Source organism: Mesorhizobium sp. 8 (assembly GCF_006351905.1).
Classification (GTDB): domain Bacteria; phylum Pseudomonadota; class Alphaproteobacteria; order Rhizobiales; family Rhizobiaceae; genus Mesorhizobium; species Mesorhizobium composti.
The window spans coordinates 2,302,144-2,321,571 of sequence record NZ_CP040914.1 but is presented as its reverse complement, the minus strand read 5'-3'; the positions used below and the strand labels follow the sequence as shown (position 1 = coordinate 2,321,571).

The window sequence follows — 19,428 nt, the reverse complement described above, 5'->3', positions numbered from 1 at the left end:
CTAGCTGGCCCATCGATCCGGAGGACTTATCCGCCCTCTCCGAAGGCTTCAACCGCATCCGGCCGGCTCAGGCTTTGCAGCGCAGCCACCGGCTTGCCATCGATGCGCGCCATCACGGCGCGCGCGAGTTCCGAGCCGGCCAGCCGCACATCCTCGTTGACGACGTGGATCTGCGGGCGCAGCAGGTGGAGCAGGCGCGAGGCCTGCTTGGAGACGATGTCGATATCGCTGCCGAGGCGAAAGCCGGCGTCCTCGATGCCGGCGACCAGCGCGAAGGTGGCCGCACCCGCGCCGCTGACGATGCCGTCCGGCCGCACCTTGCGGCGCATCAGCTCGGCCGTGCGGGCGCGGATCGCCTCGATCGAATGGTCGACGGTGACGCCGGTCAGCGGCACCTCCATCAGGCCGTGCTCGGCCAGCGCCTCGGCGAAGCCGTCGCGCATGTGGTGGAAGTAGCTGAGGTTGACGGGCGGCGCCAGAAGCGCCAGCCTGCGGCGGCCGAGCGCGGCCAGCCGTGCCACCGCCTGTACAGCGAAAGCCGTGTTGTCGAAGTCGTGATAGGGGTGCTCGATGCCCATGGCGGTGCGGCCGTGCGTGGCGAAGGGAAAGCCGCGCTCGGTCATGTAGCGCACACGCTTGTCGTCCGGCTCGGTGCGCGAGATGATGATGCCGTCGGCGGACGCCGTCTCGACCACGTAGCGCACCGGCTCCAGCGGGTCGTTGTTGCGCGAATAGGGCGTGACGATGAGATGGTAGGGCGTCGGCGCCAGTGCTTCCGAAATGCCGTAGATCATGTCGGAGACGAAGCCGCCGATCTGCTCCTCTGTATCGAGCACCAGCGAGATGACGTTGGTCTTGCCAGTGCGCAGCCGCACGCCGGCGCGGTTCGGCCGGTAGCCGATCTGGCGGGCGACGAGTTGCACACGCTTGCGGGTCTCGGCGCCGATCTCCGGCGCGTCCTTCAGCGCGCGCGAGACGGTTGTGACGCCGAGCCCGGTCATGAAGGCGAGCGTCTTCAGCGTCGGCCGTCCGGCCGGCTCCGCCTCGTCCGCATCGTTCGTGTGGTCGTCCCGATCCATCGCTTCCGCCCTGCAAGGCGCATAGCAGCCGCACCGCCGCTCCGCAATTGTCGCGGCGATGAATAGCCATGTTTATTCTGAAACGTTGCAGGTATGCAATCACTTCGCTTTGGATTTCTCTAGAAGTAAAGAAAAACAATGGTTTGCTAGCGGTTTTGACTAGTATGGCTCGACCATTCCGACAGAAGGGTTGCGCCGAGTGGCGTTTTGCCGTATCCAAAATCTGTAACGTTTCAGATTTCTGGGAGGAAAGCGAAATGCGATACAGAAGCGTCACCGCCCTGCTGGCGGCGAGCGCCGCCGCCCTTGCCTTCGCCGGCACTGCGGGCGCGACGGACCTGGAGGTGACCCACTGGTGGACCTCCGGTGGTGAGGCGGCTGCCGTCGCTGAACTCGCCAAGGCCTTCGACGCCACCGGCAACCACTGGGTGGACGGCGCCATCGCGGGCTCCGGCGATACGGCGCGGCCGATCATGGTGAGCCGCATCACCGGCGGCGATCCGATGGGGGCGACGCAGTTCAACCATGGCCGCCAGGCTGAGGAGCTGGTCGAGGCCGGGCTGATGCGCAACCTCGACGCCGTCGCGGCGAAGGAGAACTGGAAGGGCGTCATCAACCCACCTTCGTTGCTCGAAGGCTGCATGCTCGACGGCCATGTCTATTGCGTGCCGGTCAACATCCATGCCTGGCAGTGGCTGTGGCTGTCCAACAAGGCCTTCGCCGATGCCGGCGTGGCGGTTCCGACCAACTGGGACGAGTTCGTCGCCGCCGCACCCGCGCTTGAGAAGGCCGGCATCACGCCGCTCGCCATCGGCAAGCAGGGCTGGCAGGAGCGCGGCCTGTTCAACAACCTCCTTCTCGCGATCGGCGGGAAGGACCTTTACCTGAAGGTCTATCAGGACAAGGACGCCGAAGCCGCCGGCGGGCCTGAGATGGCGAAGGTCTTCAAGGCCGCTGACGACGCCCGCAAGATGGCCAAGAATTCGAATGTCCAGGACTGGAACCAGGCCACCAACCTGGTCATCACCGGCAAGGCCGGCGGCCAGTCGATGGGCGACTGGGCGCAGGGCGAGTTCCAGGTGGCGGGGCAGGTGGCCGGCAAGGACTACAGCTGTCTGGTCGGGCTCGGCATGCCGAACGCCTTCATCACCACTGGCGGCGACAGCTTCTATTTCCCCAAGCTGGCCGATGAGGAAAAATCCAAGGCGCAGGAAGAACTGGCTTCAGTCATGCTGTCTCCGAAGACGCAGGTGGCCTTCAACCTCAAGAAGGGGTCGATGCCGGTGCGCGGCGACGTCGACCTCACCACCGCCAACGACTGCATGAAGAAGGGCCTCGAGGTGCTGAAGGCCGGCAACGTCATCAAGAGCACGGACGAGTTGATCAGCCCCGACACCAACACGCAGTTCAACGACCTGATGGCGGAATTCTTCGCCAAGCAGGACATGAGCGTTGAGGACGCGCAGAAGCGCTTCGCCGACATCATCGGCTCGGCCGACTAGGACGGCGCCAGGAAACCCGCCCGGTTCCGCCCAGCGGGACCGGGCCATCCCTGTTACGCAGCGAAGACAGCGATGCGCAGCCAGAGCGAACGCCCCAACCCCCTCTTTCGCAATCTCAACGCGAAGATCGCCTCGATCCCGATGGTGCTGACGGCACTCGTCGTGTTCGTCGGCGGCACGGCCTGGACGGTCCTCTATTCCTTCACCAATTCCAAGCTTCTGCCGCGCTGGAAGTTCGTCGGCCTCGACCAGTACGAGCGGCTGTGGTCGACGCCACGCTGGCTGGTCTCGATCGAGAATCTGTTCATCTACGGCGTGCTGTCGCTGGTCTTTTCCTTCGTCATCGGCTTCCTTCTGGCGGCGATGCTCGACCGCAAGATCCGCTTCGAGGATACGTTCCGCACCATTTTCCTCTATCCGTTCGCGCTGTCCTTCATCGTCACAGGGCTGGTCTGGCAATGGCTGCTCAATCCCGATTTCGGCGTGCAGCACGTGGTGCGCTCGCTGGGCTGGGAGAGCTTCACCTTCAACCCGCTCTACGACCGCCAGCTCGTCATCTACGGCATCCTGATCGCAGCGCTCTGGCAGGGCACGGGGCTCATCATGTGCCTGATGCTGGCCGGGTTGCGCAGCATCGACGAGGACATCTGGAAGGCAGCGCGGGTGGACGGCATCCCGGTATGGAAGACCTATCTGTTCATCGTCATCCCGATGCTGCGGCCCGTTTTCGTCACCACGCTGGTCATCATCGCTTCGGCCATCGTCAAGGTCTACGACCTGGTGGTCGCGCAGACCGGTGGTGGGCCCGGCCATGCGTCGGAAGTGCCGGCAAAGTATGTCTACGACTACATGTTCCTCGGCCAGAATCTCGGCCAGGGCTTTGCTGCCTCGACGATGATGCTGCTTTCGGTGGTCATCGTCATCGTGCCGTGGGCCTATCTGGAATTCGGACAGCGAGGGCGGCGATGAGCGAGCGCGCCACGCTTGCGATGCCCGTTGCCGGCGCCGATGCGGCAGCTTCCGACCTCGCGGGGCCGCGTGGCCGCAAGCCGCGACGGGCGCTGTCGCGCCGCAACATCATCCTCTACGGCACGCTGTTCGTCGTCGCAGTCTATTATCTGTTGCCGCTCTACGTGATGGTCGTAACCTCCTTGAAGGGCATGCCGGAAATCCGGCTCGGCCACATCTTCGCGCCGCCGGTGGAAATCACCTTCCAGCCGTGGGTAAAGGCGTGGGCCGAGGCGTGCACGGGTCTCAATTGCGACGGTCTCTCGCGTGGCTTCTGGAATTCTGTGCGCATCACCGTGCCGTCGGTGATCCTGTCGATCGCGATCGCCTCGGTGAACGGCTATGCGCTGGCCAACTGGCGTTTCAAGGGCGCGGAGGTGTTCTTCACCATCCTCATCGTCGGCGCCTTCATTCCCTACCAGGTGATGCTCTATCCAATCGTCATCATCCTTCGCGAGATAGGCCTCTACGGCACGCTGACGGGGCTGGTGCTGGTGCACTCGATCTTCGGCATGCCGATCCTGACGCTTCTGTTCCGGAACTATTTCGCTTCGCTGCCGGAGGAATTGTTCAAGGCCGCGCGCGTCGACGGCGCCGGCTTCTGGGGCATCTATCTGCGCATCATGCTGCCGATGTCGCTGCCGATCTTCGTCGTCGCCGTCATCATCCAGATCACCGGCATCTGGAACGATTTCCTGTTCGGCGTCGTCTACACCAAGCCCGACCTCTATCCGATGACGGTGCAGCTCAACAACATCGTCAACTCCGTGCAAGGCGTGAAGGAATACAACGTCAACATGGCGGCGACGCTGCTGACCGGCCTGGTGCCGCTGCTGGTCTACTTCGTTTCGGGAAAACTGTTCGTGCGCGGCATCGCCGCCGGCGCGGTGAAGGGGTGAGCGCATGAACCTGACCGTCCCCTCCAGCGCCAGCGTGTCCGTGCAGGACCTGTCGCTCGATTTCGGCGCCGTATCGGTGCTGAAAGCGCTCAACCTCGACATTGCCGAGGGTGAGTTCGTTGTGCTGCTCGGCCCCTCCGGCTGCGGCAAGTCCACGCTGCTCAACTGCATCGCCGGCCTGCTCGACATTTCCGATGGCCGCATCTTCATCAAGGGCAGGAACGTCACATGGCAGGAACCGGCCGAGCGCGGCATCGGCATGGTGTTCCAGTCCTATGCCCTCTATCCGCAGATGACGGTGGAAAAGAACCTGTCCTTCGGCCTTCGCGTCGCGGGCACGCCGAAGGACGAGATCGCCCGCCGTATCGCGCGGGCGGCGGAAATTTTACAGATCGAACCGCTCTTGCAGCGCAAGCCGGCGGCGCTTTCCGGCGGCCAGCGCCAGCGTGTCGCCATCGGTCGGGCGCTGGTGCGGGACGTCGACGTCTTTTTGTTCGACGAGCCGCTGTCGAATCTCGACGCCAAGCTGCGCTCGGAACTGCGCGTCGAAATCAAGCTCCTGCACCGGAAGCTGAAGAACACGATGATCTACGTCACCCACGACCAGATCGAGGCGATGACGCTGGCCGACCGCATCGCGGTGATGCGCGGCGGCGTCATCCAGCAGTTCGATGCGCCGCCGGTCATCTACAACCGGCCGGTCAACCGCTTCGTCGCCGGCTTCCTCGGTTCGCCCGGCATGAATTTCCTGGAAGGCCGGCTGGAAGACGGGAAAGGCGGCTGGCATTTCGCGGCCGATGGTATCTCGATCCCGCTGTCCACCTACGGCTTCGAGCGCAGGCCCGCAGCCGGGCCGGCGGCCTTCGGCATCCGGCCGGAGCATGTTGCGCTGAACAGCGGCGAGGACTGGCCGTTCTCGATGACGGCAACGGTCGAGGTGGTCGAGCCGATGGGCTCGGACACATTGGTCTGGCTGCTCGTTGCCGGGCAGAAGTTCAGCGTGCGCGTCGGTGCCGAGCGCGCCCCGGCGCTCGGCGAGACGGTGACGATCGGCTTCGACCCGATGCGCGCCTCGCTGTTCGGCGGCGAGGCCGGCAAGCGGATTTGAGAATTTTCCTCCCAGCAAACGGACAGAACGATGAACTGGTCATTCCAACTCTACAGCGCCCGCAACTTCCAGCCGTGGGACGCCGTGCTGAAAATGCTCGGCGAGGCGGGCTATACCCAGGTTGAGGGCTTCGGCGGTGTCTACGACGACCCGAAGGCCTTGCGCGCCGAACTGGACAGGAACGGCCTCACTATGCCGACCGGGCATTTTTCCATCGAGGCGCTGGATAATGATTTCGACGGCGTGCGCCGGATCGCCGAGGTGCTCGGCATGAAGCTGTTGATCTGCCCCTATCTCGTCGCCGAAGCACGGCCGACCGATGCCGCCGGCTGGCGCGGTTTCGCCGAGCGGCTGGCGAAGGCGGGCGAGAAGGCGAAGGCGGCCGGCTACGGCTTTACCTGGCACAACCACGATTTCGAATTCCAGGCGCTGCCCGGCGGGTCGGTGCCGATGGACCATATCCTGTCGGCCGCACCCGGCATCGGTTGGGAGATGGATGTCGCCTGGGTGGTGCGGAACGGCACCGATCCCCTGCCGTGGATCGAGCGGCACGGCAAGCGGATTGCCGCCGTGCATGTGAAGGACATCGCCAGGGCAGGCGAGGGGCTGGACGAGGACGGCTGGTCGGACGTTGGCCACGGCACGCTCGACTGGCCCGGCCTGTTCAAGGCGCTGCGTTCGAAGACCGCTGCCGAATATTACGTCATGGAGCAGGACAACCCGAACGATATCGGCCGTTTCGTACGTCGGTCGATCGCATCGGCCAAGGCCTGGTGAGCGGAGGGGACCATGGCGAAAAGACTCGGGATCGGCGTCATCGGCTGCGGCAACATCTCGGCCGCCTATTTCCGTCTGGCGTCGCTGTTTCGCGGCATCGAGATGCGGGCTTGCGCGGATATCAATATGGAGGCGGCGAAGGCGCGGGCGAAGGAGTTCAAACTGCGCGCCGAGACGGTGGACGATCTGCTCTCGGCGAAGGACATCGACATCGTCGTCAACCTCACCATTCCGGCGGTGCACTACGAGGTGTCGAAGCGTGTGCTCGACGCCGGCAAGCACGTCTATTCGGAAAAGCCCTTCGTCCTTTCGGTCAAGGAAGGGCTCGACCTGAAGAAGCGGGCCGGGAAAAACGGCCTGCGCATCGGCTCGGCGCCGGACACTTTCCTGGGCGGCGCACATCAGCTGGTGCGAAACCTGATCGACACCGGTAAGGTCGGAAAAATCACCAGCGGCACCTGCTACGTGATGAGCCACGGCATGGAACACTGGCATCCCAACCCGGATTTCTTCTTCCAGCCGGGGGCAGGGCCGGTGCTGGATATCGGCCCCTACTACGTCACCAATCTGATCCAGCTGATGGGACCGGTAAAACAGGTCGCCGCGGTCGCCACGACGCCGGCGGAAGAACGTACGATCCTGTCGAAGCCGCGCAGGGGCGAAAAAATCCCCGTCAACACGCCGACGACCATCCATGCGATTCTCCAGTTCGAGAGCGGCGCCGTGGTGACGCTGAACACGAGCTGGGACGTCTGGAGCCATGGCCACGCGCCGATGGAGCTCTACGGCGAGGCCGGCACCGTCTTCGTGCCCGACCCGAATTTCTTCGGCGGCACGGTCAGCTACACCAAGGGCGAATCGGCGGTGAAGGCGCTGCCGAAATGGGACCATCCCTTCGCCGTTGCCAACGAGAAGCATCCGCACGGCATGATGGCCAATTACCGCACCGCCGGCCTTGCCGACATGGCGCTGGCGATCTTGGAGGGCCGGCCGCATCGCTGCTCGATGGAACTGGCGCTGCACGCGGTGGACGTTATGACGGGCATCCTCAAGTCCGGCGAAACGGGTAAGTTCGTTGCCATGCAGACCACTTGCGAACGGCCGGCGGCGCTTGGGGTGAAGGAAGCAAAGGGACTCTTGGCGAAGAAGTAGCCTTGCCGTTTTATCTCGAACAGGTTGAATTGCAGGTGCGTCCTTCGAGGCTCGCTCCGTTCGCACCTCAGGATGAGGACCGTTTGGTGCGACCTCCGTGGTCAGCGTTTGCTCACGACCTCCCTCATCCTGAGGTGTGAGCGGAGCGAACCTCGAAGGACGCACCCGTAATTTTTCAACTGGAAGTATCTCATGCCCTATACCCCTGCCGAGAACCGCTATTCTTCCATGCTCTACAATCGCTGCGGGCGCTCGGGCCTGAAACTACCGGCGATCTCGCTCGGCCTATGGCACAATTTCGGCGACGACACGCCGCATCGCACCAAGCAGGCGATCGTGCGCAAGGCCTTCGACCTCGGCATCACCCATTTCGACCTCGCCAACAATTACGGCCCGCCGCCCGGTTCGGCCGAGCGCGCCTTCGGCGAGATCCTGCGCACCGATCTCGCCGGTTACCGCGACGAGCTGATCATCTCGACCAAGGCCGGCTACGAGATGTGGGCCGGCCCTTATGGCGAATGGGGCAACCGCAAATACCTGCTTGCCAGCCTCGACCAGAGCCTGAAGCGCATGGGACTCGACTATGTCGACATCTTCTATTCCCACCGTTTCGATCCCGACACGCCGCTGGAGGAAACTTGTGGGGCGCTCGATCATGCGGTGCGCTCGGGCAAGGCACTCTACGCCGGCATCTCCTCCTACAATTCGCAGCGCACGCGCGAGGCGGCCGACATCCTGCACCGGCTGGGCACACCCTGCCTGATCCACCAGCCGAGCTATTCGATGCTCAACCGCTGGGTGGAAGAGGACGGGCTGCTCGATACGCTGGAGGGGCTCGGCGTCGGCTCGATCGTGTTTTCGCCGCTGGCGCAGGGCATGCTGACGGACAAGTATCTCGGCGGCATCCCCGAAGGCAGCCGGGCCAGCCAGGGCAAGTCGCTCAGGACCGCCTTCATCAACGAGCGGACCGTCGCCAACATCAAGGCGCTGAACGCCATCGCCGGCAAACGTGGGCAGAGCCTGGCGCAGATGGCGCTGGCCTGGGTGCTGCGCGGCGGGCGCGTCACCTCGGCACTGATCGGCGCCAGCCGGCCAAGTCAGGTCGAAGACTGCGTCGGCGCGTTGAAAAATCTCGATTTCAGCGAGGCGGAACTGGCAGAGATCGACCGTTATGCACGCGAGGCCGACATCAATCTTTGGGCCGCGTCGGCCGAGCGCAAGGGGCCACCGCGGAAATAGATCGTTTCGCGGAAACGGTGAAACGATCTATCTCTTTGTTTTGGCCGCATTTGTGCGACGCCAAACGATTCCGTCTGGCTGCAAAATGCTCTAGGCAATCAAGACGGAAGCGGCGAGATTTCTCCCGCCGCCCGAAACCTGTTCTAAAAAAGCCCTACGTCTTCGGCTTCTGCGCGGTGCCGTTGCCCGGTGCCTTTTCCGGCGCAGGGGCCGGCATCTGCATCCTGGCCTCGACCCAGGACACGTAGTTACCGAGGCGAGTGTAGACGCCGTAGGCGTTCTTGTGGCCGCAGGCGGCGGTGCCGTCGGCCGGGCCTTCGCCCCAGGAGACGACGCCGATCTGCTCCGGCCCATCCTTGCCGTCGACGAACAGCGGGCCGCCGCTGTCGCCGTTGCAGGCGTCGCGCTGGCCGCTGGCCGTGCCGGCGCAGATCATGTTGGCCGTCAGCGGATCGCGCATGTCGGAAGCGATGGCCTCAGCGCCCGCCTCGATGCCTTTTTCCGAATAGCGCATGCGGCCGGCGAGCTGGCCGAGCGCCATCCTGAGGTCGCTGGCGTAGATCTGCTTGATGCCGCTGTTGCAGGCCGCGTTCGGCTCCAGGTCGAGGTCGGCGACCATCAGGTCGTTGGGGAAGGTGCCGTCCTCCATCATGCCCCAGCCGGTCACGGTGGTCTTGCCGCTATCGGGCGCGGCGGTGGCGCTGATCCTGATGATCGGCGCGTCGACGGGTTCAGCGAGCCGCAACAGGCCGAGGTCGTTGTCGAGCGTCTCGGTCGAATAGCCCTCGTGGACGACGACCTCGCTGACCTTGGCCCGTTTGCCTTCGGCGAGATGGGTGGCGCCGATCAGGATGGTCACCGAAGCCGGATCGATCGCCTCGCCGTTGTCGGACAGGCAGTGCGCCGCCGTCAGCACCCATTGCGGGGCGATCAGGCTGCCGCCGCAGAACTGGGCGTTGGGTTGCGAGTCGGCGCTCTCATCCAGCCGCTCGCTGGTCAGCAGCGCGACCTGGAACGGGTACTGCCCTTTCTCGGCCTCCTTGCCGCCGAAGACGCGATCGGCGCCGTCGGGATTTTCGGCCTTTGCCTTGTCGCGCGCCTCGGCGACGCGCTTCATCGGCGATACCGCCGCTTCCGGTTTGGCGGCGTCGGCATATGCGGCGCCACCGACCGCTGCCGTGGCTGCGAGCGCCAGCAGCGACGCGGCGGCGAGTGATGAAGCCCGGTCGATGCCCACTCGATTGATGCCCATCCGATTAATGAAAGTCACCTGTGTCCTCCTGAGACGGTTGTTCCCCCAAGGCAGGCGGCGTGCCGTTCGCTGCGGCGCGCCTCGTCGCTGGAATCCATGGATGTCCGTGCCCTGCCCGTTGCGGACCCTATAGCCCCCCGCGGGCTACGTGGAAGCGATTTGTCGTTTCCAAAATGGGAATATTTTGGGCAGACTGCGAAGGCGCGCCGGGGGTGAAGATACGGCCGCGATAAGGGGGATCGCGAGGGCGCCGGCATCTTCGAATGCCACCACGATCTCGACAACATTGTTCTGTTCTGATCCAGCCCTTGCTGACTTTTGGGAGAGTCTCAACGTGACAAAACTGACAAAGACCATCATTGCGTCCGCGCTTGTGTCGACGGCCATGTGGGCGTTGCCTGCCTCGGCGCAGCAGGCCGGCAGCGCCAATGCCGGCAACAGCGAAAGCATGCGTGACGTCGGCTCGGACGACTTCAAGCCGGGCCGGGCCAAACCGATCGCGCCGCCGAAGCTGAGCGAGGACGAAGCCAGCCGCGCCGCGCCGCTGACCGACGAGGAGACGGCGGTGAAGTCCTACGGCGTCGTTGGCAAGTCGTCCGACGGCAAGGCCATCAGGGAAGCGCCGAGCGAGGCGATCCGCAACCTCGTGATCGAGGAGATGAACGCACCGGCCGACGGGGGGCAATCCGGCGACGATGCGGCATCCGGGCCGCAGAAGACCGAAGATCCGGCACTGAACGAGGGCGACGAGGCGAACCGCCAGGTGTTCGGCGATGACGATCGCGTCCAGATCAAGAACACCAAGGTCTATCCGTTCAGCGCCATCGGTTATCTGGAAGCCAAGTCGCCCAAGACGGGCAGCTACGGCAGCTGCTCGGCGACGCTGATCGGTCCGCGCACGGTTCTCACCGCCGCGCACTGCCTTTACAGCCACGAGGACAAGGACTGGCTGGACGAGTTCCTGTTCGTGCCGGCGCTCAACGGCAGCACCGCCGACGACGCGCCGTTCGGCTCCTTCACCTATGACAGCGCCTATATCCTGCAGGGCTTCATCGACAACTATCAGGGCTATTACGGCTCGGTCGTGCCTTGGGATCTCGGCATCGTCACGCTGAAGCAGGACGTCGGCAACAGCTTGGGTTGGCTCGGCTATTCCAATTTCGACGATCTCGGCGACTTCACCGCCAACATTGTCGGCTATCCGGGCGATAAGCCGATGGGCACGATGTGGCGCGCCACCTGCGACGTGATGGCCGAGAACATCGGACCGGAGAATTTCGCCTACGATTGCGATACCTATCCGGGTTCCTCGGGCAGTTCGGTCTATGCCTACGACAACAAGTCCAAGCAGCGCATCATCGCCGGCGTGAACATCGCCGAAAGCCCGGATGCCAATACCGCCATCCGGCTGAATGCCGTCAATATCGAGTGGATCAACAGCCTCTGGAAGTAGGCCGGATGGCCGCCGGAACAGGCGATCCATCCATCTTTTCAGGACGGCGGCGGGGCGATCCGCCGCCGTCCCCGTACCCATCGGCAGCGGGTTGAAGGGCGGGCGACACCTCCATCGAAAGCCGCTCTTGCGCGGCACGGAAGCGCCGACTACGGTCGGTTATTCTTGGGGCATCCATTCGGGGGGACGGATGAAACGGGTAGCAATGCGGCTCCGGTCGGCACTTGCGGCAACGGCTTGTCTGCTTTGCGTGGCCATGCCGGCGACGGGCGCCGAAGAACAAGGAACGAGCATCGCAGGCGCGTGGGCCGAGAGGGTGCAGATTCTCTACGACGCCGAAACGCGCTCGGTGGCGCGCAGGCTGGTGCGGGTGTGGGATTTCCAGCCGCAGTTGAACCTCGATTTCGTCTGGGAGCCGGCAGCCGGCCCATCGCCCGGTGCGACGGTCGCGGCGGACGGGACCGTCGCCGGCAAGGGCAAGCTGGTGTGGCGCGTGCGCGGCTCGGCCAGCTACGATCCGGCGACGGTCTATTCGAGCTATTCCGGCGAGATGAAGGACGGCCGGCCCAACGGGCAGGGCCGGCTGGAAATCCGCACCGGCGAGGTGTTCGAGGGTCAGTGGGCCGCCGGCGTGCTCGACGGCCAGGGTCTCCATGTCGATACCGCCGGCAATCGCTACGAAGGCGGGTTCGTCGCAGGCCTGCCGAACGGCAAGGGTCGGTTGCTGTCGCGCACGGGCGAGATTTTCGAGGGGACGTTCGTCAATGGCCGCAAGGACGGCAAGGGCCGGACGCGGCTTGCGGGCGGCACCGTCTATGAATCGCAATGGGCGATGGGACGCGAGATCGGCGCCAACCGCCCCGACGTGCTGGCCGACGCGCGCGTGGGCGGCCTCATCAAGGCGCAGGCGGGCGGTGGCGACGCTGGCAAGGTCGAGATCGGCGTCGTCGTCGACGAGCGCATGAACCAGCAGTCGAATATCACTTATGAGGGGCTCGTCCGTGACGAGGATATCGCCATCTATCCGCAATATTACAAAGACGTGTGGAACGGCGGCGAGGTTCAGGTCGGCACGGACTATTATGAAGGCCCGGACTGGGAGAACGAGCGGGCCTTCGCCGAGGTCAGTCTCGACACTGCCGGCAATGGTCGTGTGAAGCTCAAGAACCTCGAAATGCGGGTCGCTTCCAGCGAGGCCTATCGCAAGCCGATGCTGTCGCTGAGCGAGCACAGCGGCTGCGTGGGTTTCCGGCCCGACTTCTCCATTGTGAACAACGGTTGGGGTGAAGCCAAGGATATGAAGGTGTCGATCCGCTTCAGACAATCAGACGCGGAAACCATGGAGTTCGTCGGCGACCCGAGCCCGACCTATACGGTCGACGTCGGGACTGTCGGCGACGGCGCGGATGTCTCGATCAAGAGCGTGCTGCTACAGGCGGGGGTCGATACGGCGGCGCTGGAGAAAGAGCGTTTCCCATGCCCCTCTCAGGACGCGTTCAACGTTTGCCGGCGCCAGGTTCTCAACAAGATCGATTTCGGCGAGCTTGCCGACTATGTGGGAGGTGGAGGGAACTTCATCGAGTTGGCCGGCGCCGGCACGCTCGACTATTCCTGGGCGGACGACTACGGCAATACCACGCGGCAAAGCGAGCCGTTCCAGTTGCGGCTCATGCTGGCCTTTCTGGAGACGCCGGAAGAGGTGGCCGAATGCGGCGACGGTTTCGGCGGCGCGCCGGAAGCGACGCGCTACCAGGACGTCGAGTTTCCCATCGACAAGCACGACTATGTCATACCGATGCCGGTGAGGGGCAACCGCAACATCAGTTCCTATACGGCGCGGCTGAAGATGTGGTCGTCGATGTCGTCGATTCACCGCTTTTCCATTGCCGCCGGATTCGCCGACGGTTCGGTGCGCGAAAGCAAGCCGGTGACGCTGTTCTACTTCCGTCCGAAGGAAAGCCGTTTCGAGAGCAAGGCGGAGCCGGACGCCTGTTATCTGCCCCGCGTCATCGGCGGCTGCGGCTGACAAAAGGCATAATTGTCCTGTGTCAGTTTCGGCCTAAGTCGAAATAGTTCGGCAAGGGAATGAGCCGGCAAAAGATCGTGCCCTGGGCGAAGACGCGCACCTCCAGCATGGCGCCAGACGCGCGGTCGGCGCCCTGGTCGAACAGGAAGTTGCCGAGCGAATAGACTTCCACCGTATCGCCGCCGCCGAGCGATATGAGCCGGCCGCTCGACACATGCGGATGGCCGCCGGCGACGATGGAGACGCCGCGCAGCCGCATCGCATCGGCCAGTGCGACCTCGCGGGCGGAGGGCCCGGTAACGTATTCCCGGCCCCAGTGCACGAAGGCGACGGTCGGGCGTGAGGCGTCCGGCCGCACCAGCCGGTCGAGCAGGGCAGGGGTGACGAGTTCCTTGAAGGTGGAGCCGTTGGTGTCGATGTCGGTCAGGCCGATGACATCGAGATCGGCAAGGGCAAGCACCTCGCCCTGGCCGAAATGCGCGATGCCGGCGGCATCGAGCGCGCCGACGGTTTCGCCATAGCCGGATGGCCCAATGTCGAAGGCGTGGTTGTTGGCCAGGCCGACCCCGACGACGTTCAGACGCTTCAGAAAATCGATGGTCAATTCCTGCGGCATGGCGAGTGTCATGCCGTCGATCGCCTCCGGCACGTTGGGCAGAACGACGCCTTCGAGATTGACCACCAGCGGCCGTCCGCCGGTGATGGACAGAACGCTGTCGATAATAGCGTCGGCGACGCCGTCGCGCAGCAGGACCTTCTTCATGGCGCGGCCGAAATTCACGTCGCCGGCGAAGTAGGTCAGCCTGTCCTGTGGCCGCGTCGGATTGTTGAAACCGGCGCCGAACGCGCCGAACAGCACGACCATGTAGCTGGTGGTGCGTTGCTCATGAGCTGGTGAACGCTCCTGCGAATTCTCGTTGGCGACGACGAGGGGGCGGGCGCCGAACAGTTCTGCCTGCAACCTGGTCTGGACATACAGGGCGCCGACGGAATCGGCATGGCTTGGCTGGTTGAGTGTCGCGATGCCGTCGAACGCGCCGGCGGCAAGCAAGTTGAGCGTCTGCTGGTCGAAGCGGCGGGCCTCGTGCTGCGGCAGGAAATGGGAGAAGTCGGTGGATTCGACGACAAGCGTATCACCGTCGACGATGGGCTTCAGCGTCTCGGCCAACCTGTCCCAGTCGGCGCGCTTCGCCTTGGCCGACATGGCGACTGGCACGACCTCGGCTTCTGGAAAATAGTGCCTCAGGAAAGGCAGCAGGGCGAGCACGCCATGTTCCTCGGAAAACAGGCAGGAAACTTGCACCATATCGGCATGTCGCGTCAGCAGGGCGACGGCGTCGCGATCTGTCTTCACCGGGCCAAGGACGGTGTCGAAACCATGTTGCGTGGTGGCGAACGGCTTTTTGGAACGGTGAAAGTGGTCGGGTGCGAGAAGCACGATGCGCTTGTAGGAAAAGCCGGAGGCGGCATGGATGCCGAGCGCCATGAGGTCGGCCGCCAGCAGATGGTGCGGCACGGTGATGCCGGTGAGCCGCCTGTTCGACGTCTGCGTATCGGCGACAGCAGCGACGGCCCGCTGGAATTGGCCTGCGTCATCGTAGAAAGGGCCGAAATTGCCTGCTGCGGGCGGGCAGACGGGGGCAGCGCGTGCGAGCAAGGGAAACAGCAGGGCAAGGAAGAGGACGATCAGCCCGGCTGCGTTCAGCCGGTTTTCGGTCATGCGTGGTTTGCCGGGCTTGGGACGACTCACGGCTCTGCCAGCACGATGTTCTCCACCCCGCCGACATAGTAGAACGGCTTCTGCTGCGACTGGGTGAGGCGCACGACTTCCTTGGAGATGTAGTCCGCCAGCCCAAATAGCGTGACGCCGCTGTCGGAGGTCCTGGCCTTGCCGCGCAGGCCTTCCAGCACGGAATAGGTGAAGACGCCGTGGCCGAGTTCCGGCAGCTCGGCGGCGGTGTTGTTGGCGGCGGTGGCCGAGAAGACGACGATGCGGGCGTCCTGTGCGTCCTTTTCCAGCCGCGGGTTGAAGGCATTGGCGGCATGGCATGTGTCGAGCAGCATGAAGCGCATGCCCTTGGCGCGCTCGACCGATTTCTGGATATCCGACCAGTCCACCAGCGAGGAGCGCTTCCAGCGTTCGGCGTCCTGCTTGCGGCCGTCGGTGGGGATGAAATAATAGTCGTCGTCGATGTTGATGCCGTGGCCGGCGACGAAGACGATGCTCGTGTCGTTCTCGCCGGGCTTGTCGAGGAAATCGGCGAGCTGGTCGTCGATCGTGTCAGAATCCGGCTCCAGCACCTCGCCGCTGCCGGCGAGCGCGGCGCTGTCGATGGTCGCGACCTTGTTGACCAGAACCAGCGATTCCATCGAGGAAAAGAGCGGCGCGCTCTTTTCCATCACCACCTTGAGGAAGCCGGTTGCGTCGTCCACCGGGTAGCGCAGGTCGCATGGGCGGCCGCCGCAGGCGTCGGTGAGGAACGGATATTTGTCGACGCCGATGACGGCGAGGTAAAGCTTGCCCTTGTTGGCCGCCTTTTCCTTCTTGCGGGCTAGCGCGGTGACCGAACGCTCGGTGAGATAGCCGAATTCGTTGGTGCCGGTGATGCGGATGGTGTTCTCGCCGTCCTCGACCGGCACTTCGACGACGGTCGTGGCGCCGCCGTCGGCTGAGCGTGCGGTGAAGGCGCCGATGTTGCGGCTGTTGGACAGGATGGAGAAATCGGCGACGTCGGCGCCGCCTTCCCTGGTGCCGGTGATCTCGACGGCGACGAAGCCGTCGCGAACGCCGGACTGATCAGCGGCGACACGCGCCTGGAACTCGGGCGGCTTGCGTTCCAGGAGCTTCTGCAGCTCGCGGTCTACGCCGGGCCTCAGTTCCTTGATGGCGTCCTCGGCGCTGCGCAGGATGATGGCGCGGCGCACGATCTCCGGGCTCCACAGATAGCGCTTGAGCTGGTCGCAGCGAATGTAGCGGCCTTCGCGGTCGCGTCCCTGGTTGACCTGCCAGCCGATCAGCCTGTCGCCGTCCGGCGAGGAATAATAGTAGCCCTGCGGGGTCCAGGCGATCCATTCGGAACCGGCGAAGAACATCGAGACGATCAGCTTGCGGGTCTTGAGGTTCCACAGCCGCAGCGTCTGGTCGGCGCTGCCGGTGACCAGCAGGCCGGCCTTCTCCGCCGCAGCCATGGCATGGATTTCGCCGGTATGGCCGGTGAACTCGCCCGATACGCGTGCCGTCTCCGTGCGGTATTCAAGCAGCGTGCCGTCCGTGCCGCCGGTGATCAGGCCGAGGCCGTCGCGGATCAGCGTGAAGGCGACATGTGCATAGCCGTTCTGCGGTGTGTTCTCGATCGCATGCGCCGGCTTGCCGCCGTTGCCGATCTCCAGCACCGCGTTTTCCAGTCCTTCCTTGCCGCCGGGCTTCGCCTTCAGCGACCACTGGCCGACGGTCATTTGCGCGCGCAGGAAGCCGTCCTGCCGCTCCACCGGCATGGGGCTGTCGAAGAAGCGATCGGCATTCGGCAGCGCCAGGGCCGCAGTCAGAGTGCCGAGTTCGGCAGGGCAGGCGACCTTGTCGGGGCAAGGATTAGCGTTGCCCCATGCCACGGTGCCGCCCGCCGCGTCGATGCCGACCGCCGTCACCGGCTGTCCCTTGCCTTGCAGCACCGCCTTCTGCTCGCCTGTCGCCGGGTCCCAGATCTGAATCGAATGGCGGGTGCCGCCGGCGGTGGCCACCAGCGAGCCGTCGGCATTGGCGGTGCTGGCGAAGACGGTGCCGTCATGGCCGGCATAGGTCAGCACCTGTTCGCCACTCTCCACGTTCCAGACGACGGAGCGGTTCCTGTCGGCGCAGCGGTAGCCGCAGGAGGCGACGAGCCGCGTTCCCCTGGCGGCGAACGTCAGTGAGCCGATGAAGAAATTCTGCTTCGGCATGGCGCGGACAAGCGTGCCGTCCGCCGCGCGCCAGACCTGCACCGTGCCGTCGGCCGAACCGGTGGCGAACTGCGCGCCGTCCTGCGAGACGGCGAGCGCCATCACCGGCGTGTCGCGCAACGGTTCGGCCTCGTCGGCAAGGGCGATTTCCTCGCCGTCCTCGAGTCTCCACAGGCGGATGCCGTTGTCGGTCGTTGACGCTGCCAGCCGCGTTCCGCCGGCGGCGAAGGCCAGCTTGTCGAGATGCCAGGAATCGGCGTCGAGCGTCCTGTCCTCGGCCCACCCGCTTGCGGCTGTGTCGTCGCGCCGCCATAGATAGACCATGCCGTCGGCACCGCCGGCCGCCAGCCTCTGGCCGTCAGGGGAGAAGGCGAGATCGTAAATCTCGTATTGCGGACCTTTCAGGACCGCAGCCATGCGCCCGGTCGAGAAATCGAACAGGCGCACGTCGCCATAGGGCGGCTTGTCGCCGATCCCGGCGCCGAAATAGCCCCCGGCGGCGACGGTTCTGCCATCGGGCGAGACGGCGACCGCGTAGACCTTGCCGTCCGGTCCAGGGCCCATATAGCCGCGGATGGTACGCAGCGTCACGCCGCTCTGCCAGTCCCATATGCGGATGGTTTTGTCGTCGGATGCCGAGACGAGCTCGTCGCCGCCGGGCGTGAAGGCGAGATCGGTGATGCGCGCTGTGTGGCCGCCGGCATCGAGGTCGAGACGGAAATCGGCACCATCCTCGGCGCGGGCAGGCGCGGCGACGAGCAGGATCGAGGCTGCCAGTAGAAGACATATGGTTGGGATACGTCTTAGCCAGCTTCCCACGGCGCGGTCCTCAGAGCCCGAATAACGAGGAAGGCTCTTCCTCGTTGACATATTTCTCGATCGGCAGGGCATAGGTGGCGGCCCCTGTCTTCCGCTGCTTGCCGACATAACCAGAGAAGTAGCTCCAGAACGAGACGGCGTAGTCGCGGAAATAGGCGTCCGCCATCTTGCGCGAGCACAGGCCGCCGTCGACGCAGAAGGACAGCCGGTTGAGGAAATAGACGATGCGGTCGAAGTCGGCGGCGAAATCCGCCAGCGGCTGGGTGCCGCCGTCCGCCGTCATCGCCTGGATGCCGATGCGCTGGCGATAGATCGACTGCTCGGTCGGGCTGGGCGACTGGCCGAGCAGGTTGGCGTATTTCTCGTTCAATCCGGTAAGCCGCGCCCTGACGGCCTGCTGCGCCTTCTGATAGTCGCCCTGATCCCACAGTTCGACCATGCGCATGGTCTGCGCCACGCGCTGTTCCTCACGCTGGGCAAGGTACTGGTAGACGGAGAAGATCGCGCCCACGACAAGGCCGATGCGCACGAACAGGCCGGCCCAGGCGTCGACCCGGATGCGCCAGTCGCTGTCGTTGAACGGTGTCTCCTTCTTCGCTGAATGCGCCGACTTTTCCGCGGCGACGTCGCCGGGCTGCTCTTCCGGCTTGGCGGTTGCCTCCTTGGACATGGTCAGCGCCAACGCGCTCGACGGCTTGCCCGCATCCCGCCTTGCTTCCTTCGTTCCCGATCCGCTCATTGGCAACTGCCCAGTTCGATCCTGGCCGAGGGGTCGAGCACCAGGCCGGGCTCCTCGAGTTTCTTCTTGAGGCAGCCGAGCTGCGCACGCGAGATCATGAACTGCGTATCGGGCTCGACCGCTCCGCTCTCGGGCGTCGGCAGGGCTTCGACGATGCCGCGCGATCCGCATTGCGAGAGATCAACGGCGACGGCCGCTCCATCACCCTTTTCCAACTGGTCGTACTGTTCCAGGAAGCAGTCGGCCAAGCTGGAATTGGTGACGATCGACTGGGCGCACAGGCCACAGGCCTCGTCGGCGTTGACGCCTGTCAGAATAAAGGCCGCCATGGCGAGGCCGAGGCCGGCGTTGCGCACACGGGATAGGAGCATGGCTTTCACAAGGCACCTCTCGTTTCACTGTCAGGGGCCGCATGCGCCAGCAAACGGCCCCATATCGA

15 protein-coding genes are annotated in these 19,428 nt (G+C 64.5%); 9 read left to right on the top strand and 6 right to left on the bottom strand.

The window, feature by feature from the left end; all coding sequences use genetic code 11:
• Positions 1-26 precede the first annotated feature (26 nt).
• On the bottom strand, positions 27-1,079 hold the full coding sequence (locus FGU64_RS11210; protein WP_139953361.1) for a LacI family transcriptional regulator: 1,053 nt from the start codon (positions 1,077-1,079) through the stop codon (positions 27-29).
• A 257-nt stretch (positions 1,080-1,336) separates the two neighbouring features.
• Between FGU64_RS11210 and FGU64_RS11205 the strand changes: the two genes are divergently transcribed.
• The 7 genes from FGU64_RS11205 (at position 1,337) to mgrA (ending at position 8,764) form a co-directional block, all read left to right on the top strand.
• Positions 1,337-2,581 (top strand): ABC transporter substrate-binding protein, encoded by a 1,245-nt coding sequence (locus tag FGU64_RS11205; RefSeq protein ID WP_139953360.1) that lies wholly within the window; start codon positions 1,337-1,339, stop codon positions 2,579-2,581.
• Between the two features lie 72 nt (positions 2,582-2,653).
• The gene (locus FGU64_RS11200; RefSeq protein ID WP_139953359.1) at positions 2,654-3,550 is read left to right on the top strand and encodes a sugar ABC transporter permease; all 897 of its coding nucleotides are present in this window, start codon (positions 2,654-2,656) and stop codon (positions 3,548-3,550) included.
• Positions 3,547-4,488 (top strand): carbohydrate ABC transporter permease, encoded by a 942-nt coding sequence (locus FGU64_RS11195; RefSeq protein ID WP_139953358.1) that lies wholly within the window; start codon positions 3,547-3,549, stop codon positions 4,486-4,488. Before FGU64_RS11200 ends, FGU64_RS11195 begins: the two co-directional genes overlap by 4 nt.
• Before the next feature lie 4 nt (positions 4,489-4,492).
• Positions 4,493-5,596: an ABC transporter ATP-binding protein gene (locus FGU64_RS11190; RefSeq protein WP_139953357.1), complete on the top strand. Its 1,104-nt coding sequence runs from the start codon at positions 4,493-4,495 to the stop codon at positions 5,594-5,596.
• 30 nt (positions 5,597-5,626) lie between these two features.
• On the top strand, positions 5,627-6,373 hold the full coding sequence (locus tag FGU64_RS11185) for a sugar phosphate isomerase/epimerase (RefSeq protein WP_139953356.1): 747 nt from the start codon (positions 5,627-5,629) through the stop codon (positions 6,371-6,373).
• 12 nt (positions 6,374-6,385) lie between these two features.
• Positions 6,386-7,525: a Gfo/Idh/MocA family oxidoreductase gene (locus FGU64_RS11180; protein ID WP_139953355.1), complete on the top strand. Its 1,140-nt coding sequence runs from the start codon at positions 6,386-6,388 to the stop codon at positions 7,523-7,525.
• A 192-nt stretch (positions 7,526-7,717) separates the two neighbouring features.
• Positions 7,718-8,764, top strand: coding sequence for an L-glyceraldehyde 3-phosphate reductase (gene mgrA, locus FGU64_RS11175; protein ID WP_139953354.1), 1,047 nt, complete (start codon positions 7,718-7,720; stop codon positions 8,762-8,764).
• 154 nt (positions 8,765-8,918) lie between these two features.
• Here the strand turns inward: mgrA and FGU64_RS11170 are convergent, their stop codons facing one another.
• Positions 8,919-10,034: a trypsin-like serine protease gene (locus tag FGU64_RS11170; protein ID WP_246671303.1), complete on the bottom strand. Its 1,116-nt coding sequence runs from the start codon at positions 10,032-10,034 to the stop codon at positions 8,919-8,921.
• Positions 10,035-10,350: 316 nt separating this feature from the next.
• Here FGU64_RS11170 and FGU64_RS11165 point away from each other — a divergent pair, with 316 nt between their 5' ends.
• Positions 10,351-11,469, top strand: a complete 1,119-nt coding sequence (locus FGU64_RS11165) for a serine protease (RefSeq protein WP_139953353.1) — start codon at positions 10,351-10,353, stop codon at positions 11,467-11,469.
• Positions 11,470-11,785: 316 nt separating this feature from the next.
• Positions 11,786-13,495, top strand: a complete 1,710-nt coding sequence (locus FGU64_RS11160; RefSeq protein WP_246671302.1) for a hypothetical protein — start codon at positions 11,786-11,788, stop codon at positions 13,493-13,495.
• Positions 13,496-13,517: 22 nt separating this feature from the next.
• On the opposite strand, the gene amrB is transcribed toward FGU64_RS11160, so the two are convergent.
• From amrB to FGU64_RS11140, 4 genes are read right to left on the bottom strand one after another with little or no spacing between them, the layout of a single operon-like run.
• Positions 13,518-15,215: an AmmeMemoRadiSam system protein B gene (gene amrB, locus FGU64_RS11155; protein ID WP_139953352.1), complete on the bottom strand. Its 1,698-nt coding sequence runs from the start codon at positions 15,213-15,215 to the stop codon at positions 13,518-13,520.
• Positions 15,216-15,241: 26 nt separating this feature from the next.
• The gene (locus tag FGU64_RS11150) at positions 15,242-18,250 is read right to left on the bottom strand and encodes a caspase family protein (RefSeq protein WP_246671301.1); all 3,009 of its coding nucleotides are present in this window, start codon (positions 18,248-18,250) and stop codon (positions 15,242-15,244) included.
• Positions 18,251-18,260: 10 nt separating this feature from the next.
• Positions 18,261-18,989, bottom strand: a complete 729-nt coding sequence (locus tag FGU64_RS11145; protein ID WP_139953350.1) for a hypothetical protein — start codon at positions 18,987-18,989, stop codon at positions 18,261-18,263.
• Positions 18,986-19,360 (bottom strand): hypothetical protein, encoded by a 375-nt coding sequence (locus tag FGU64_RS11140; protein ID WP_139953349.1) that lies wholly within the window; start codon positions 19,358-19,360, stop codon positions 18,986-18,988. The genes FGU64_RS11145 and FGU64_RS11140 overlap by 4 nt, the downstream gene beginning before the upstream one ends.
• Positions 19,361-19,428 lie beyond the last annotated feature (68 nt).

Bases quoted from the DNA above. Each gene is read 5' to 3' on its own strand.
- FGU64_RS11210 (WP_139953361.1), bottom strand. From the start codon at position 1,079: ATGGATCGGGACGACCACACGAACGATGCGGACGAGGCGGAGCCGGCC.
- FGU64_RS11205 (WP_139953360.1), top strand. From the start codon at position 1,337: ATGCGATACAGAAGCGTCACCGCCCTGCTGGCGGCGAGCGCCGCCGCC.
- FGU64_RS11200 (WP_139953359.1), top strand. From the start codon at position 2,654: ATGCGCAGCCAGAGCGAACGCCCCAACCCCCTCTTTCGCAATCTCAAC.
- FGU64_RS11195 (WP_139953358.1), top strand. From the start codon at position 3,547: ATGAGCGAGCGCGCCACGCTTGCGATGCCCGTTGCCGGCGCCGATGCG.
- FGU64_RS11190 (WP_139953357.1), top strand. From the start codon at position 4,493: ATGAACCTGACCGTCCCCTCCAGCGCCAGCGTGTCCGTGCAGGACCTG.
- FGU64_RS11185 (WP_139953356.1), top strand. From the start codon at position 5,627: ATGAACTGGTCATTCCAACTCTACAGCGCCCGCAACTTCCAGCCGTGG.
- FGU64_RS11180 (WP_139953355.1), top strand. From the start codon at position 6,386: ATGGCGAAAAGACTCGGGATCGGCGTCATCGGCTGCGGCAACATCTCG.
- mgrA (WP_139953354.1), top strand. From the start codon at position 7,718: ATGCCCTATACCCCTGCCGAGAACCGCTATTCTTCCATGCTCTACAAT.
- amrB (WP_139953352.1), bottom strand. From the start codon at position 15,215: ATGACCGAAAACCGGCTGAACGCAGCCGGGCTGATCGTCCTCTTCCTT.
- FGU64_RS11145 (WP_139953350.1), bottom strand. From the start codon at position 18,989: ATGAGCGGATCGGGAACGAAGGAAGCAAGGCGGGATGCGGGCAAGCCG.
- FGU64_RS11140 (WP_139953349.1), bottom strand. From the start codon at position 19,360: ATGCTCCTATCCCGTGTGCGCAACGCCGGCCTCGGCCTCGCCATGGCG.